This window comes from Hymenobacter nivis (assembly GCF_003149515.1).
GTDB classification, from domain to species: Bacteria; Bacteroidota; Bacteroidia; order Cytophagales; family Hymenobacteraceae; genus Hymenobacter; species Hymenobacter nivis.
Window position 1 is genome coordinate 4,825,943 of sequence record NZ_CP029145.1, and the last position, 15,068, is coordinate 4,841,010.

The 15,068-nt window shown below is 63.7% G+C and carries 13 protein-coding genes; 4 read left to right on the forward strand and 9 right to left on the reverse strand.

Annotated elements, in window-relative coordinates:
* Positions 1-15: 15 nt before the first annotated feature.
* From DDQ68_RS21440 to DDQ68_RS21450, 3 genes are all read right to left on the reverse strand, one after another.
* On the reverse strand, positions 16-2,415 hold the full coding sequence (locus tag DDQ68_RS21440) for a TonB-dependent receptor (protein WP_109658121.1): 2,400 nt from the start codon (positions 2,413-2,415) through the stop codon (positions 16-18).
* Between the two features lie 211 nt (positions 2,416-2,626).
* Positions 2,627-2,938, reverse strand: a complete 312-nt coding sequence (gene trxA, locus DDQ68_RS21445) for a thioredoxin (RefSeq protein ID WP_109658122.1) — start codon at positions 2,936-2,938, stop codon at positions 2,627-2,629.
* A gap of 120 nt (positions 2,939-3,058) precedes the next feature.
* A complete protein-coding gene (locus tag DDQ68_RS21450; protein ID WP_109658123.1) occupies positions 3,059-3,514 on the reverse strand; it encodes a hypothetical protein in 456 nt (151 codons plus the stop codon).
* A 159-nt stretch (positions 3,515-3,673) separates the two neighbouring features.
* On the opposite strand from DDQ68_RS21450, the gene DDQ68_RS21455 reads away from it, so the two are divergent.
* Positions 3,674-4,018 carry an HNH endonuclease family protein gene (locus DDQ68_RS21455; protein ID WP_245897175.1) on the forward strand — a complete coding sequence of 115 codons (345 nt, stop codon included), beginning with the start codon at positions 3,674-3,676 and terminating at the stop codon, positions 4,016-4,018.
* 17 nt (positions 4,019-4,035) lie between these two features.
* Complete coding sequence (locus DDQ68_RS21460; RefSeq protein WP_109658124.1) at positions 4,036-5,097, forward strand: DUF6687 family protein; 1,062 nt, start codon at positions 4,036-4,038, stop codon at positions 5,095-5,097.
* A 166-nt stretch (positions 5,098-5,263) separates the two neighbouring features.
* On the opposite strand, the gene DDQ68_RS21465 is transcribed toward DDQ68_RS21460, so the two are convergent.
* A complete protein-coding gene (locus tag DDQ68_RS21465) occupies positions 5,264-8,983 on the reverse strand; it encodes an AAA family ATPase (RefSeq protein WP_109658125.1) in 3,720 nt (1,239 codons plus the stop codon).
* Between the two features lie 307 nt (positions 8,984-9,290).
* The gene (locus DDQ68_RS21470; RefSeq protein WP_162550316.1) at positions 9,291-9,728 is read right to left on the reverse strand and encodes a hypothetical protein; all 438 of its coding nucleotides are present in this window, start codon (positions 9,726-9,728) and stop codon (positions 9,291-9,293) included.
* Between the two features lie 206 nt (positions 9,729-9,934).
* Between DDQ68_RS21470 and DDQ68_RS23215 the strand changes: the two genes are divergently transcribed.
* Together DDQ68_RS23215 and DDQ68_RS21475 are read left to right on the forward strand one after the other, a co-directional pair.
* Positions 9,935-10,210, forward strand: coding sequence for a hypothetical protein (locus DDQ68_RS23215; protein ID WP_162550306.1), 276 nt, complete (start codon positions 9,935-9,937; stop codon positions 10,208-10,210).
* A gap of 133 nt (positions 10,211-10,343) precedes the next feature.
* Positions 10,344-10,913, forward strand: coding sequence for an IS630 family transposase (locus DDQ68_RS21475; protein ID WP_245897177.1), 570 nt, complete (start codon positions 10,344-10,346; stop codon positions 10,911-10,913).
* Between the two features lie 146 nt (positions 10,914-11,059).
* Here DDQ68_RS21475 and DDQ68_RS21480 read toward each other — a convergent pair whose 3' ends face one another.
* The 4 genes from DDQ68_RS21480 to DDQ68_RS21490 all read right to left on the reverse strand — a co-directional run bounded on the left by DDQ68_RS21480 (position 11,060) and on the right by DDQ68_RS21490 (position 15,021).
* Positions 11,060-12,322 (reverse strand): exonuclease SbcCD subunit D C-terminal domain-containing protein, encoded by a 1,263-nt coding sequence (locus DDQ68_RS21480; protein ID WP_109658128.1) that lies wholly within the window; start codon positions 12,320-12,322, stop codon positions 11,060-11,062.
* Between the two features lie 36 nt (positions 12,323-12,358).
* Complete coding sequence (locus DDQ68_RS23220) at positions 12,359-12,877, reverse strand: hypothetical protein (RefSeq protein ID WP_162550318.1); 519 nt, start codon at positions 12,875-12,877, stop codon at positions 12,359-12,361.
* 118 nt (positions 12,878-12,995) lie between these two features.
* Positions 12,996-14,375, reverse strand: a complete 1,380-nt coding sequence (locus DDQ68_RS21485; RefSeq protein ID WP_109658129.1) for an MBL fold metallo-hydrolase — start codon at positions 14,373-14,375, stop codon at positions 12,996-12,998.
* 205 nt (positions 14,376-14,580) lie between these two features.
* A complete protein-coding gene (locus DDQ68_RS21490) occupies positions 14,581-15,021 on the reverse strand; it encodes a DUF4890 domain-containing protein (protein WP_109658130.1) in 441 nt (146 codons plus the stop codon).
* Between the last annotated feature and the right edge of the window lie 47 nt (positions 15,022-15,068).

Here is a 15,068-nt window from a genome sequence, read left to right on the forward strand (position 1 = left end):
GCGCGAAATCCGGGCTTAAAACTTGAAGTTGTACGTCACCGACGGGATGAGCGGGAACAGCGACACCTGCTGGGCCCGGAAGCCGGTGATGCGGTCGGTGGTCTTGTCGCGTACGGTCTCGAAGTAGTCGAAGTAGGCGTTGCGGCGGTTGGTGGAGTTGTACACGCTGAAGGTGAAGTCACGCTCGCCGCCGCGCTGCGTGGGCCGCAGCTTGTACACCAAGCCCAGGTCGAGGCGCGAGTAGGGGATGAGGCGGAATGTGTTGCGGTCGGGGTAGATGGGGATGGGGCGTGGGTCGGTGCCGCCAGTGGTATTACCCGTATTGGTGTTAACGTTGGCCCCGCTAATGTCCTGGAAGCCGAAGCGGCCCAGGGGCAGCGTGGTGAGGTTGCCGCTGGTGAAGATATAGCTGGCCGTGAAAGTGACGCGCGTGCTAAGTTGGTGCAGCACCACCACGGTCAGGTTGTGGCGTCGGTCGTAGTTGGGGTGGTAGTCCTGGCCGTTGTTCACGCCGGTGGTGCCGCGCTGGGGCCCGATGTTCAGCCAGGCCCAGGCCAGGGTGTAGCCAACCCAGCCGGTGGTTTTGCCGGTTTTTTTCTCTAAGTACAGCTCGTTGCCGTAGCTCCAGCTCTTGCCAAACAGGAACTCATTGTCTAGTTCGGGGTTCACAAACAGCTGGGCCCCGTCCTTGAAGTCAATCTGGTTTTTACCCCACTTGTAGTACAGCTCGTCGGTCAGCAAAAACTTGCCGCCGCCCAGCAAAAAGCTCACTCCCGTGCTCACCTGCTGCGAGCGCTGCGGCATAACAGACAGCCGCGACGGGTACCAGATGTCCGTCGGCAACGTAGCCCCCGAGTTGGTTACGAGGTGCACGTACTGGTACATCAGCGCGTAGCTGGCCTTCAGTGAGATGTTGTCGCTGAGGGAGTAGCGGGTGGAGAGGCGCGGCTCCAGGCCGGCGTAGTTGTTGGTGCCGCTGTGCCAGGCCGAAAGGCGCAGGCCGGCGTCGATTTGCAGCTTGTCGGTGGCCCGGAAGTTGTCGCCCACGTACAGGGCCCCCTCGTTGGCGGTGTAGCCCACGTCGGCCCCGAAGTTTACCGAGCCGTCGCTCGAGCCTGCCTGCAAACGGCCCACCCCAAAGCGGTGCGCCGTGGCCGCCGCCCCAAATTTGATGGCGTGGCGGTCATTGGGCGTATACTCAAAATCGGTACGCAAGGCGTAGTCGCGGATGGACGAGCCCAGGTTGAACGTGAACTGGTCGAGCTTATTGGTCAGGTTGTACTGGTAGTCGGTCACGGTGGCCGTGGTATTCACCAGCAGCCGTGGGTTGAACACGTGGTTCCAGCGCAGCGTGGCTAGCGTGTTGCCCCAGTCGAAGTTGAAATTGAAGCCGTTGGTGGCCCCTGAGAAGCCAAACTTGTCGCGTCCCAAGTAGGCGCTCAGGTACACGTTGTCTTTGGGCCCCAGGGTGTAGTTGGCCTTGAAGTTGAGGTCGTAGAAGTAGTAGTCGGGGATGGGCGTGAAGTTATCTTTATTCGCGTTGGCCCGGTTGTAGGCGCGGGTGAAAATGTCGAAATATGTGCGCCGCCCCGACACAATAAATGAGCCCTTTCCCTTGTTGATGGGCCCCTCGAGGGTGAGGCGCGACGAAATCAGCCCTAGCCCGCCCGTCACGTGGTAGTTCTGGCGGTCGCCCTCGCGCAGCTTCACGTCCACTACCGACGACAAGCGCCCCCCATACTGCGCCGGGAAGCCGGCCTTGTACAGGTCCACGCTCTGCACGGCGTCGGAGTTGAACACCGAAAACAGGCCGAATAAGTGGCTGGGGTTGTACACCGTGGCGTTGTCGACCAGAAATAGGTTTTGGTCGGCCGAGCCGCCGCGCACAAACAAGCCGCTAGTGCCCTCGCCGCCGGACTGCACGCCGGGTTTGAGCTGCAGGGTTTTTAAAATATCGACCTCGCCGAACAGCGCCGGCAGCAGCTTGGCCTCGCGGATGCTGAGGTGCTCGACGCCCATTTGCGGGGTTTTGAGCTTCTGCTCCAGGGTTTGGGTGCCCTGCACCACCACCTCGTCCAGCGCGTTTTCACTCGGCGTGAGTGGGTACACGAAGCGCTGGTTGCGGGTCAGGTTCACGTCGCTGGTCAGCGATTCATAGCCCACGAACGCCACCACTACCTGGTAGCGCCCGGCCGGTAGCGTCAGGCGGAACTGGCCCAGCGAGTCGGCGGCTGTGCCCGTGTTCAGGGCGGGTACAGCCACGCTGGCCCCGGGCAGCGCCTCGCCGCCGGCGGCGCGCACCGTGCCGCTTAGTGTGAAGGTGGCTTGCGCGTTAACTGCTGTGCTAAACAACAGTATAACAATAACTAACAGTAGCGCTTGCCAGCGGCGCGTATCCAGGGTAATTAATTGCATAGACGACGGGTAAGGCGTAGCAAAGGTACGCCGCCCCAACGCCAGCCGGCCCCAACTAGTGTGCCGCCGCCGGCAATTATAGGGCTTACGCGCTTTGAGCATTATATCATTGATTGGCAATAGCTTACGTTTTAAGTCAACAAAACTTATTATATTGAAAATCAACATTTTATTAATAAAAGCGCGCAAGCCCTAAATTAGTTAAAAGCTGTTAGCTGGTCACAAAAGGCCCCACGGCGCGGGCCAGCTCGGCGGCGGGCACGGCCCCAGCCTGCCGCCACACCGGTTGCCCCTGGCGGAACAGAATCAGCGTCGGGATGCTCTGCACGCGGTACTGCTGGGCCACGGCGGGGTTCTTGTCCACGTCAATTTTGATGACGCGCAGCTTACCCTGGTGCTGGGCGGCAAACTGCTGGAGGATGGGGGCCATCGTTTTGCACGGGCCGCACCAGTCGGCATAGAAGTCGACCAGCACGGGCATGCCGGGGCTATCGATGAGTTCGGCGAAGGACTTGCGGGGCATGGCGGGACCGGTTAGCGGTAATTAGGGCCCCAGCAGCGGGGCGTTGGGCCTTCAACGAAAAAAGCCCGGCGGCCGCCGGGCTTTTGGTAACAGCAACGAAAAGAATGGCGCGGCCGGGCGCTAAGGCCGTTCTTTTTGCACCACGGTCACGTCGTTGCCCACCTCGGGTAGGGCAAAGTGGCCGCCCACGGCCCGCTTGCCCTTTACCAGGCACTCCCAGGTGTAGCGGCCGGGGGTGGCGGGGGCTGCTTGGCCGGTGCTGGCCTTAAAATAATCGACCGACGAGCCTTCGCTGGGGAACAGCACGTCGACGCCGTTCTGGCCCTTTTCGATGGCCCGCACCAGCTGGTAGTCTTTGCCGGTATCCTCGTTGTGCACTACGAACGTGGCCGTATAGGGCCCCAGCTGGCCGTACTTGTCGAGTACGCCGAGCGTGACGTGGGCCGTGGTGCTCACCATCCAGGTTTGGGCGCGGACCGGCGCCGGGGCGGCCATCCACAGTAGGGCCAGGGTCCCCAGTACCCAGCTCCAGCGAACGGTGGAAAATACTGATTGCGAGTAGTGTATAGGCTTCATATAGCTTAAATAAGAAAAAATTGTAAGAAGGGATGAATGAGGATTTAGCTAAAAATTGGGGCTTGGCGGTTCTGGCCCAAGGTAAGAATTTTTGTTAAAATTCCTAAGAACGCGGCAACTCAGCGGCGGCCGGTGGGGTTTATTTCCCGCCGGCCGCTCTTGCGCCGGTCTGTGCCCATGCCCCGCCGCCGCGTTTCGCTGCCTGCTCCCTGGCTCCCGGTTCCGGGGCCCTCCGCCCCGCGCTGCGGCCTGTGCGAGCGTGCGGTGCAGGCCACCTCGCGCCACCACCTGGTGCCCCGCGAAGAAGGCGGCCGCCACGGCCCCACCGTCGATTTGTGCCAGCCCTGCCACAGCAGCGTGCACCGCTTCCTTAGCAACCGGGCCCTGGCCCGGACCTACGCCACGGTGGCGGCCCTGCGCGCCGCTGAGGAGCTCCAAACCTATCTGCGCTGGGTGAAGAAGCAGCGCGTCGAGCGCATCACTAACCGCCGGGGGCGAGTGTAGGGCCCCACCTTTGCGCCATGAACCGCTACTTCGTACCCTTCGCCGCCGTGCGGCAGCAACCAACCATTGTTGTGGACAGCGTGGGCCTGGGCGCAGCCCTCACCCTGGCGCACTGGCGCGGCGCCGCCACTCCGGGGGCCCTGCGCGACGACACCAGCGCCGGCTCGGCCCTGCGCGCCCTGCACCACCCCGAAACGCCCGGGCTCGCCGCGCAAGCCGTGACGGCCAACCACTTCGACGTTGATGGCTTCGTGGGCGTGTGGGCCCTGCTGTACCCGGCGTTGGCCTTGCGCCACGAGCAGCTGCTGCGCCTGGTGGCCACGTTAGGCGATTTTCGGGAGCTGGACTGGGTTAATCCGCTGGCCGATGCAGCGTTGCAGCTGGTGTGCTGGCTGAACGCTGAGGAAAAAGCGCGCTTCTACGAGCCCTTTGGGGCCCCCGCCCGGAAGCGGCGCGAAGACGAGGCTTCGGCCGAGAAATTCGCCTGGTTTCTGCCGCGCTTCGCCGAAATCCTGGAAAATCCCGAAGCCGGCCGCGCCGCCTGGGGCCCCGAATACGCCCGCGTTAAAGCAGCCGTGGCCGTGGCCCAGGATGATGGTACGCAGCGGGTTAGCCACGCCGATGTGGGCCTGGCGGTCATTCGTACGCCCGGGCCGCTGCCGTACTACGCGCTGTTTGGGCCCACGGCGGGCTTCGACTGGGTGCTGAGCCTTTACGACGGCCAGCGCTACGAGCTGGAGTGCAAGTACACCACTTGGATTGACCTGGAAAGCCGCCCCACGCTGCCGCGCCTGGCGCTGGGGCCCCTGGCCGCCCGCCTCAACGGGCTGGAAACCAGCGGCCGCATCTGGGTAGCCGACGGGCCCACCGATACCGGGCCGCTGCTGCGCCTGGCGGGCCCCCGTAAGCTCAGCAAAGCCCAGCGCTACGCCGACCCCGACGGCCGTCCGATTTACACCTCGTCGCTCGCCCCAGCGGCAGTGGAGCAGGAAGTGCTGGCGTTTCTGCGTGCCGGCTACGCCAATATTCAGCCCAAAAAATACTGGACCTGGACCGAGGTGAAAGCCATCAGGGCATAGAAGCTACAGAGTTGTTTTCGAATAAAAGCCGTACAAAACAGAACGTCATGCAACGCGCAGCGAAGCATAACGTTCTGTTCTTTTTCTGATTCAGGAACAAATTTTGTGAGCCCGTGCGGCTGAACGCCAGGGGCCCCAGGCGTGGGCCCGCCGCGGCCGCATTGCCTCACGCTTCGCACGAAGTTTCGGTGCCCATCACGTCCACCACGCGCACGGTGCTGGTGCCGCCCGCACCGGGCTGAATGCGGATTTGGGTGCCGATGCGGTCCTTTAGGTCGGCCACGTGCGAGATGATGCCAATCATTTTGCCCGAGTGCTGGAGGCGCTCCAGCGCATCGAGGGCCGTGTTCAGCGCGTCGGGGTCAAGCGTGCCGAAGCCCTCGTCGATAAACAGCGACTCGATGCGGGCCTTGTGGCCGGCCAACTCGCTCAGGCCCAAGGCTAAGGCCAGGCTCACCAAGAAGCTTTCGCCGCCCGAGAGCGAGGCCATCGGGCGCACCGTGTCGGCCTGGTCGTGGTCGATGATTTGCAGCTCCAGGTTGCGGTTCGGCGTTTTGAGGATGGTGTAGCGGCCCGTGAGCTGGCGCAGGCGCAGGTTGGCCAGCCGCGCCAAGTGGCTCAGCGTGAGGCCCTGGGCAAACTGGCTGAACTTGTCGCCCTTGGCTGAGCCAATCTGCTCGCTCAAATCCTGCCAGCGCTGCTCCTCCAACTGCCGCTGCTGCAAGGCGCGCAGGCCGTCGGCTAGCAGCAGGCGTGCCGCATCGTCCTGGCTCAGCTGGTTGCTGATGGCCCCCAGCTGCTGCTGCAAAATATCGTCGGCCTTGTTCAGCTCCGCCAGCTGTCGATCCAATTCGGGGCCGGTATGGGGCGTGAGACCGGCCTCGGCGTGATGGCCCAGCTCGGCAGTGAGGTCGGCGAGGCGGCGGGTGGCGGCGGTCTGGGCCACTAGGTGGTCGTGGCGGCGCTGGTGCAGGCGCTCGGCCTCAGCAGCGGGCAGCAGCAGGGCCCGGGCTTCGGCTGCGTCGTGGAAGCCGGCCGTTGCCAGGGCTGCGGCCAGCTCGGTTTGGCGGGCGTTGTGGGCGGCGCGGTGTTCAGTCAGCTGGGCGTTCAGCGTGCGTTGGGCAGCCTGCTTGATGGCCAGGTTCTGCTGCTGCTGGCCTCGGTGACTAAAGGCCAGCTGCTTAGCCTCGTCCAGCTGCTGAGTAGCTTGGTGCAGCTGCTCGGCGTCGGCAGCGGGGTCGGAGCCGGCGTAGAGAGCAAGCCGGTCGGTCCGTAGCTGGTCGAGAAGTTGCTGCTCGGCGGCCAAGGCCTGGGCGGTGGCCCGGAGCGTGGCTTGGGCCAGGGCCAAAGTGGCGGCACGGTCGGTTTGCCGGTCCCGAAGGGTGGCCGCCTTGTGCTGCAAATCGGTCAGGCTTTGGGCCTGGGCTAAATATTCGTTGGCCCGCTCCTCCAGCGTAACCCGCACTCCACTATAAGGCTGCCCCGCGGTGGGCAGCCGCAAGCTGTGCGGCACCAGCAGCCCCTGGATGACCGCCCGGTAGTTGTCGGCTTGCTCCCAGAAATTGGCTAGCCCCGCGGCCACGGGCCCCAGGCTCTGCTGCGCTTTTTGCTGCCGCTCGGTGGCGCGCTGGGCTTCTTCCTGTGCTTGCTTGATGACCGCGCCCGCGGCGGTATGGTCGGCGCGCAGCTGCGCCAGCTGCTCGGTGAGGACAACGAGGCGGCGGCGGGCGGCTCCGGTTGTGGCCTGGGCGGCGGCGGTATCGTCCAGCAAATGCTGCACGGCGGCGAGGTCGGCCAGGTCGGGGAGGGGCGGCGCGAGGGCAGCCGCCAGTTCGGTGGCTTGGCGGCGGGCAAGTTCGGCGGCGGCGGTGGTTTCGTCGTGGCGGGCCCGCCGCTGCTGCTGCTCGGTGCGGCGGCGCACCAAGTCCTGCCCAGTTCGGGTCAGCTCTGCGCTCAGGTGCGCCAGGGCCTGCTTTTGCGCCTCCACACGCACCTCATACTCGTTGGCATCGGCCGCGAAATCGGCCCCAAAAGTGTGTTCCAACGCGCCGCACAGCGGGCAGGGCTGGTCGGTTTGCAGCTGCTGGCGGTGGGCGTTGAGGTCGGCCAGGGCCTGTTGGGCGCGCAGTTCGCGCTGGTAGCTGTCGAGCAGGCGCTGGCCGTCGCCCTGGCGTTCGGTGAGGTGCGCGAAAGCTGTTTCGGCCAGATCCCGGGTTGTTTCTTCCTGGGCGTGCTCCTGGTGCAGGCCCTGGGCGCGGGCCGCGTGGTCGTGGGCGGCTTGGGCCAGGGGCAGCAGGCGTTGCACCAGTTGCAGGCGGGCGGTGAGGTCGGCGTCGTGCTGGGCCAGGGCGTCGGCGTCGGTGCCACGCAGCAGCTCGGTCACTTCGTCGCGGCTGGGCCGGCCTTGCTCCACCAGGGCTTGCTGGGTTTGCCGGGCCCCAGCGCCGGCCTGCTCGTGGCGCTTGTGGTCGGCCGTAGCCTCGGCCAGCTGCTGGAGATGAGCTTGCTGCTGGGCTTCGAGTGTGGCCAATTCGGTATTCACCGACTCCAAGTCACTAATCTGGGCACCGATTTCGATTAACTCATCTTTTAGCTGGGCTTCGTGGTTGTGGGCCAGTAGCCAGGCTTCCGAGGCGGTTTGCTGCTGGCCCAGCGCGGCCAAGTCGTGGGTTTGCGTTTTTTGCCAAGCGGCTTGCTCGACCTCGTGCGCCGCCTGGTTATGGTCGTGGGCCGTATGGTTTTTCGTCAGCCGCTGCTGCGCTGAAGCAATTTCGGCGTCCTGCTGCCGGGCCGCTTGCAGCACGGGCCGTAGCTGGTCTTCAGTGGTGAGCGCAGCGGTGTGGCTATCGGCGGCAGCGCTGTAGCGCGCTTCGGCCTCTTGGGTAGCCTGGGCCAGCAGGGGCAAGGCCTGGTCCAGGGCTTCGAGCTGCGCCACATCGCGGTTCAATTCCTGCTCTGCGGCGGCGGCCAAAGCCAATGGGGCCCCCAGGTTAGTAGCGCGGAGGTGGCCGTCAAGCCGAGCGGAATCAGGCCGGAGTAACTCCTCGGTGCGGCGCAAATCTTCGGTTTCGCTGGTAGTTTTGTACAGTTGCCGCTCTAACTGGTCCAGAATGGCGCGCCAAGTGAGGAAGATTGTCAGCTCATGCTGCTCTTCATAGTGGCCTTCGGCTTCCTCGTGCAGGCGGTCGAGCTGGGTTTCCAGGGCCCCACGCTCGTCGTCGGGCAGCAGGCGGGTGGCTTCGAGCTGGGCGCGTAGAAGCTTGGTTTGCAGTTCTTCTGCCTTGGCTTTTTCAAACGCCGCCACCGAAAGCCGCGAGTAGATGCCCACGTTAGTCATCTTTTCGAGCAGTGCGCTACGCTCTTTCTCCGGCGCGTGCAGGAAGCGCGCAAACTTGCCCTGGCTCAGCAGCACCGATTGCTCGAACTGCCCAAAATCGAGGCCCGACAGCTCGCCCACTTTGGCCGGAACTGCTTCCTTGCCGCTGACGATGGCTTCGTTGGATGGGCTCATTACCAGCGACATGGCATCCTGGCCGAGGCCGCCCTTGTCGTCGCCGCGCACCTTGCGCTTCACTTCCCAGCGCGAGCGGTAGCGCACGCGGGCCACGGCGCCGGTGTCGGCGTCGGTTTCGTGCACCTCAAACTCCACCTCCGAAAACGCGAACGCCGCGTGGCGGCTCACCATCTCGCCCACCTGGCGGTCGTGGCGCGGCACGCGGCCGTAGAGGCCCACGGCGATGGCGTCGAGCAGCGTGCTTTTGCCCGCCCCGGTGGGCCCCGTGATGGCAAACAAGCCCGTGTCGGCCAGCGGCGCGGCGTCGAAACGGATGAGGTAGGGGCCCGGCAGCGAATTGAGGTTGGCGAAGCGGACGCTGATAATTTTCATGCTAACAAATTTCCCACAAGACACCCCGAAGGTACGGCGGGCGCTGGGCCCCGGCCCGGCCCGAAAAGGCAAACGGAGGGCGTTGGGTCCCGTGGCGGGGCCCCTGCCGTGCTGCCAGCCCCGCCGCTGCGGGCGGCAAGGCCGTGGGCAGAATGAGGGCCCTGGGCGGCAACGGGGGCCGGCATGGCGGGCGCCGCGCGGCGACGGCTAAAAAAAAGGGAAGGCAGGTAACCGCTGTTCATTACAACAAAAAAGCTGCCGCTGGGCCACGTAATGCGGCTCAGCGGCGGCTGACTGGTGCGGGGCCCTACTTGGCGGGGGCGACGGGGGCGACGGCTTGCTGGCGTCGGGCGTCTTCGGCCTGGTAATAAGCCATTTCCTGCTGATAAGGCTGCAAATTCCAGCTGGACTGGGCCCGGGCCACGCCTACGGCGGCACGCTGGATGGCGGCGCGCTGCTCGGGCGTGCAGATGATGCCGCTGGGGTTGGCGAGCATGGCGGCGTGGCACTGCTCGAGCTGGGCTTCCAGGGCGGTAATTTGCTCGGCGGCTTTTTTGGGCAGTTGGTCGGTGGGCGTGCGGTGCAGCACCAGCTCCTTGGGCTGCGCCGCGATGATGGCAGCGGTATTGGCGGCTGCGTTTTTGTTGGCCGTGGCCTGGTCGATGGGCTTTACGGGCACGGGCTGCTTGTTTTTCATGAGGGCCCGGACGCCCAGCGTAGTGCCCGCGGTGACGAGGTGGACCAAAGAGCCTTGGGCTTGAACCGCCTGCACGGTACCCAAACCTGATAATAAGGCAATAGGGAATAAGAATCTTTTCATTCTGAAGTAGATAGAGGTTTTGGTGCAGAAAATTACGCAGGGGCCCTGCAAAACCAAGCGCCGCCACAGCCGCTAAGAAGGTGTTAGAGCGGTTTCCAATTCAATGTACAGAATTTCACGTACCTTCTGTTATGAAAGCGTATTCGATTGATTTGCGGGAACGGGTAGCGGCGGCATGTGCCGCGCCGCAGGCCCGGATTTACCAAGTGGCGGCGCAATTCAGCGTTTCCATCTCCTTCGTGGACAAGCTTTTGCGTCGTCAACGTACGAGCGGTTCGCTGGCGGCCCTGCCCGCGAGCGGCGGCCCGATGCCGCGCCTGGACCCGGCGGGCCAGGACCTGTTGCGGGCCAGGACCTGTTGCGGGCCTGTCTGGTGGCGCAGCCCGACGCGACACTGGCCGAAATAAGCCTCGCCTTGGCCGCCGCCGCCGGCCCGGCCCTGAGCCGCACGAGTACGTGGCGGGCGGTCGAGCGCCTGGGGTGGGGGCGCAAAAAAAAAGCATCCACGCCGCCGAGCGTGACACCGAACGCGTCGTAGCCTTGCGCCGCTTGTTTTTGGAAGCCATTCAGCCAGAAGATGTTACCCGTTTCGTATTCGTGGACGAGACGAGCACTAACCTCCCCTACTGCCGCCGCTATGGCCGGGCCCCGGCCGGCCAGCGCCTGGACCAGGCCGTGCCGTTGCTCAGCGGCCCGAACGTGACGCTCCTCGCCGCCCTGACCCCGGACGGGCTCGGGGCGTTGCTCAGCGTCAACGGGGCTGTCAACGGGGCTGTCAACGGCGACGTGTTTGCCGCCTACCTCGACCAGGTGCCCGGCCCCACCCTGCGGCCGGGCGACGTGGTGGTACTCGACAACCTCTCCGTGCATAAGGTGGACGGGCTGGACGATATCGTGCGCAAATACGGGGCACGGCTGCGCTACCTGCCGCCTTATTCGCCTGATTTCAACCCCATTGAACTGGCTTTTAGCAAGCTCAAGACGTGGCTGCGCACCGCCAAGGCCCGTACCCGCGACCTGCTGGAGGAAGCCATCCGGGCCGCCGCCGAGTGGGTAACCGAACAGGATGCCAAAAATTGGTTTGACCATTGTGGATATCATGTACAGTGATTTGGAAACCGCTCTAGCGTAGCACGATGTAGAGACGCATCCTTGCGTCTCCCGCTTGAACGACTCGTCCGAACATCGTTCAAGCGGGAGACGCAAGGATGCGTCTCTACATCGTTCCAAGAGCCAAAGAATTAACTCAAGCTGCCCTAGCCTTCCTCGCCGCCCCAGGCTTGTGGGTCGGCTTCGGCCAGTAGCTGGCGCAGCTCGCCGAAGGTGGCGGTGAGGGCGGCGGCGCGCCCGGGCGGCAGGCCCGCTACGCGCCGGCCAAATACCTCGTCCACCGTCAAATCGTGCAGGAAGACCAGGGGCCCGGCGGCGGCGGTGGCCACGTCGGGCGCCTCGGTGGCGCGCTGGTGGCGGGCGCCGCGGGGAGCCTGCACGTGGGCGGCGCGCTCCTTCAGCACGGCCTGCACGCGGCGCTGCACTTCGGCCTGTGACTCGTCGGAACGTACCTGGATATCGGCCCAGGCCACCAGCTCGAAGGCGGCGTTGTCGTAGGCCAAAATATTGGCTTCTACTTCCTCCAGGGTACCGTGGAAGCGTTGGAGGCGGCGCACCACGGGCACTGGTAGGGCGGTAATCGTGGGGGCCCCGGCGCCTTTGAAATCTAGCAGTAGCACCTGCTGGCGGTCGTCGGCCTCGGTAAACGAGAGCGGCACCGGCGAGCCCGAGTAGCGGATGTGCGCCTGCCCGCCCACCACCTGCGGCCGGTGCAAGTGCCCGAGGGCCACGTAGTCGAATGCCGCTGGAAAATCCGGGGCCCCCACCGAGCCTAGCCCGCCGATGTGCACATCGCGCTCAGCGCCCTCGCGGGCCTCCCCGCCGGCCGCGTAGAGGTGGCCGGTGGCCAGCACGGGCACGTCCTGCTCGCGCAGGCGCCGCACGGCGTCGCCCGCGGCGAGGGCCCCGTAGTGGGCGGCAATGCTTTGGCGCACGCGGAGTTGGCGCTCGTCGGGCGTTTCGCCGGCCACGGCGAGGCGAATGTCGCGGTCGCGCAGAAACGGCACGGCGCAGACCACCAGCGCGGGCCGGCCGCTGGTTTCGGCCAGGGCCACCACCTGCTCGGCGGGATCGGCGGGCACGCCGCCCACAACGTGGATGCGCAGCCGCCGCAGCAGCTGCCGCGAGGCGTTGAGTAGGGTGGGCGAGTCGTGGTTGCCGCCCACCACTACAATGTCGTGGCAGTTGGTCCCTTGCATCTGCACCAGGAAATTGTAGTACAGCTCCTGGGCCGCGTGCGAGGGCGTGGTGGTGTCGAATACGTCGCCGGCCACCACCAGCGCGTCTACGCCGTGGGTTTGCACGGCCCCCAGCAGCCACGTCAGAAACGCCCGCTGCTCGGTCAGGCGTTCCTGCCCGGTTAGGAAATGCTGGCCCAGGTGCCAGTCGGCGGTGTGCAATACGCGCATCTAGTTACAAATAATGTCCAGTAATATAATTAGTCATTATTCGACTTTTAAAAGTCGAATAATACTATCCTTACTCCTGAATCCATATAAAAAACTGTTTCTTATTACGTATTTACTTGAATCAGTTGTCAAGTAATAATCGTTACCTTTTACAATAAAATTTCCTTGCAAAAATTCGATTGAAGATCCCGAAGTAATTCTTTCACTCATACTGAATGAATGATCTAACTTCCCATCTGTGATTTCAAAAGATCTATTAGCTGTTTTAAAGGTCCAACTTTCAAATCTTATTTTTTGATGCTCGCGAATTCTTTGTGTAAAGATGATATTCATCAAAATTGCCGAAATTATAGAATTGACTAAAAATACTTTAACAAACTGCCTCCTGATAAAATGCAACAGTAATGCAATGGCTAAATTTATTACAATTACTGCGGGTACTAAAAGTATTATTGCAATTGAAATACTTGGGTCTGGATCTATTTGCTTTACATAAAACCAGATGATTAAGTAGTCGATGATCGATAAAATAAGTAACCTAATAATTAGTATCATTAATGTGTTATAATTTGTAATAAATTAAGTTGTCTGCGCTTAGAATAGTTAGCTATAAATACCTGAATGGTTAAGCAGGAAATATCTTATTGCATCATTTTTTATTCAATTTAATAATTTAGGTACTAGCACCTATTAAAAACCCCTCCACCGCCTCCCCCAAATCGAACACCTCCGCCTCGGGAAACGCGGCGGCCAGGATGCTGGCGCCGGCGGCCGAGCGGTAGCCGCCGGCGCAGTGCACCAAGATGGGCTTGTCGGTGGGGACTTCGTGGGCGCGCTCGCGCAGTTTCGGCAGCGGGATATTTAGGGCCCCGGGGAAGAGGGGCGGCTGAGTCTCGGCGGGGTTGCGGACGTCGACGACGGTGAAGCGCTCGGGGTGCTGGCGCACGGCGGCCACGTCGACCTCCGGGGCGGTAGCGGGCCGGGCGGCGGGGGCTAGCAGGGCCCCTTTGATGTTGGTTTCGTAGCCGATTTTGGCGGCTTTGCGAACCACGGCGTCCAGCGCAATGTGGGAATCGGCCATTAGATAAAACGGCTCCTGGGGCCCCACTATGGAGCCCAGCCAGGTTTCAAACTTGACGCCGTCCATCAAATTTAGGGCTCCCGGCAGGTGGCCGGCGCGGAACTTGGCGGCGGGCCGGGTGTCGATCAGCAGTACGCCGGGAGCCGGGGCGGTGCCGGGCGGCAGGTGGGGCACGGCGCGCACGCTGGCCTCGTAGGCCTTGGCGCCCAGCTTATTGAGATGTACGCTATGGCCGAAGTACTTGGGTGCGAACGGTTGGTTGGCGAGCAAGGCCTGCACAAACTCGGGCTCCGACATGGGCTGGAGGGCGTAGTTGGTGGCCAGCTCGCGGGCGATGGTGCTGTCGAGGTCGGGGCTGGTGGTTTTGCCGCATAGGCTGCCGGGGCCGTGGGCGGGGTATACCTTGGTGGTGCCGGGCAGCGTCATCAGCTTGCGGCGGGTGCTCTGGTAGAGCTGGGCGGCGAGGGCCTCGCGGGTGTGGCCGCCCGCGGCGGCGTCTTCGCGCAAGTCGGGCCGGCCCACGTCGCCCACAAACAGGGCGTCGCCGGTGAACACAGCGCGCGTCTGGGCTAGGTCGTCCATCAGCAGCACGCTGATGCTGTCGGGCGAGTGGCCGGGCGTGTTCACGGCGTGCAGCTCCACGGTGCCGAGGGCGATGCGGTCGCCATCGTCGAAGTCGTGGTGCGCGTACTGGGCCCCCAGCAGTTTGCTACAGTAGATGCGGGCTCCGGTTTCCTCGGCAATTTCCAGGTGCGACGACACAAAATCGGCGTGCGAATGCGTCTCGATGACAGCCACGATTTTGGCCTCGTGCTCGTCGGCAAAATCGTAGTACACCTGCGGGTCGCGGCCCGGGTCGATGAGGGCCACCTGGCGGCCGCAGCGCACGGCGTAGCTTGCCTGGGCCAGGCCCTTGTCGTAGAACTGTTGGATTTGCACGGCCGGGGCCGCGCTACTGGGGAGAGGGGGCATGGGGGAAGTTTTGCGTGGAAGCGCGGCGGCGGGCCCCCGGCGAAGCCGAAGTAACTCCGCCGGGGCCCCATCGGTTTAGCCAAATATAAACGGCGCTGCCCAACGCCGGCCCGCCGCCCGGGCCCCCGCCCCGCCCCAAACGCAAAAAAGCCCCAGCCAGGCGGCTTAGGGCTTTTACAAAACGCGCGGTGGAATAATGTCGGCGTTAGTTATTGGGGGCCAGGCTTGTGCGCTGCTGGCGCCTGGCTTTGGCCTTGGTGTGCTTCTGCTGTTGCATGGCCGTGTACTGCGTGAACTGGGCAGGGGTGAGGATGGCTTGCACCTGGGCTTCGTACTGGGCGTGGTTGGCCTGCATGGCTTGGTGCAGGGCCTTGCGGTCGGCGGGGGGCGGGCCGGTGGCGGCGGTCATGCCCTGGCGCTCGGCCAGCAGGGCGGCCTGGAGGCGGCTTTGCTGGTCGGGGCTGAGGCTGAGCTGCTGGGCCATTTTTTGGGAGCGGCGGGCGGCCATTTGCTCCGGCGATTTCATTTTGTGGGGGCCCTTGCGGGCCATTGGCGGGGCCGGAGCGGCGGCCGGCGGGGCAGTTTGGGCAAAGGCGCCGGTAGTGGCCAGGGCCAGGGCGACATATAGGGCGAGGGACTTATTCATGGCGAAGAAAGAAAATGAGTGCGAGTAAGTTGGGGGGCGGAAGGCCC

Coding starts and splice junctions, on each gene's coding strand:
- DDQ68_RS21440 (WP_109658121.1), bottom strand. CDS start 2,415: ATGCAATTAATTACCCTGGATACGCGCCGCTGGCAAGCGCTACTGTTA.
- trxA (WP_109658122.1), bottom strand. CDS start 2,938: ATGCCCCGCAAGTCCTTCGCCGAACTCATCGATAGCCCCGGCATGCCC.
- DDQ68_RS21450 (WP_109658123.1), bottom strand. CDS start 3,514: ATGAAGCCTATACACTACTCGCAATCAGTATTTTCCACCGTTCGCTGG.
- DDQ68_RS21460 (WP_109658124.1), top strand. CDS start 4,036: ATGAACCGCTACTTCGTACCCTTCGCCGCCGTGCGGCAGCAACCAACC.
- DDQ68_RS21465 (WP_109658125.1), bottom strand. CDS start 8,983: ATGAAAATTATCAGCGTCCGCTTCGCCAACCTCAATTCGCTGCCGGGC.
- DDQ68_RS23215 (WP_162550306.1), top strand. CDS start 9,935: ATGAAAGCGTATTCGATTGATTTGCGGGAACGGGTAGCGGCGGCATGT.
- DDQ68_RS21480 (WP_109658128.1), bottom strand. CDS start 12,322: ATGCGCGTATTGCACACCGCCGACTGGCACCTGGGCCAGCATTTCCTA.
- DDQ68_RS23220 (WP_162550318.1), bottom strand. CDS start 12,877: ATGATACTAATTATTAGGTTACTTATTTTATCGATCATCGACTACTTA.
- DDQ68_RS21485 (WP_109658129.1), bottom strand. CDS start 14,375: ATGCCCCCTCTCCCCAGTAGCGCGGCCCCGGCCGTGCAAATCCAACAG.
- DDQ68_RS21490 (WP_109658130.1), bottom strand. CDS start 15,021: ATGAATAAGTCCCTCGCCCTATATGTCGCCCTGGCCCTGGCCACTACC.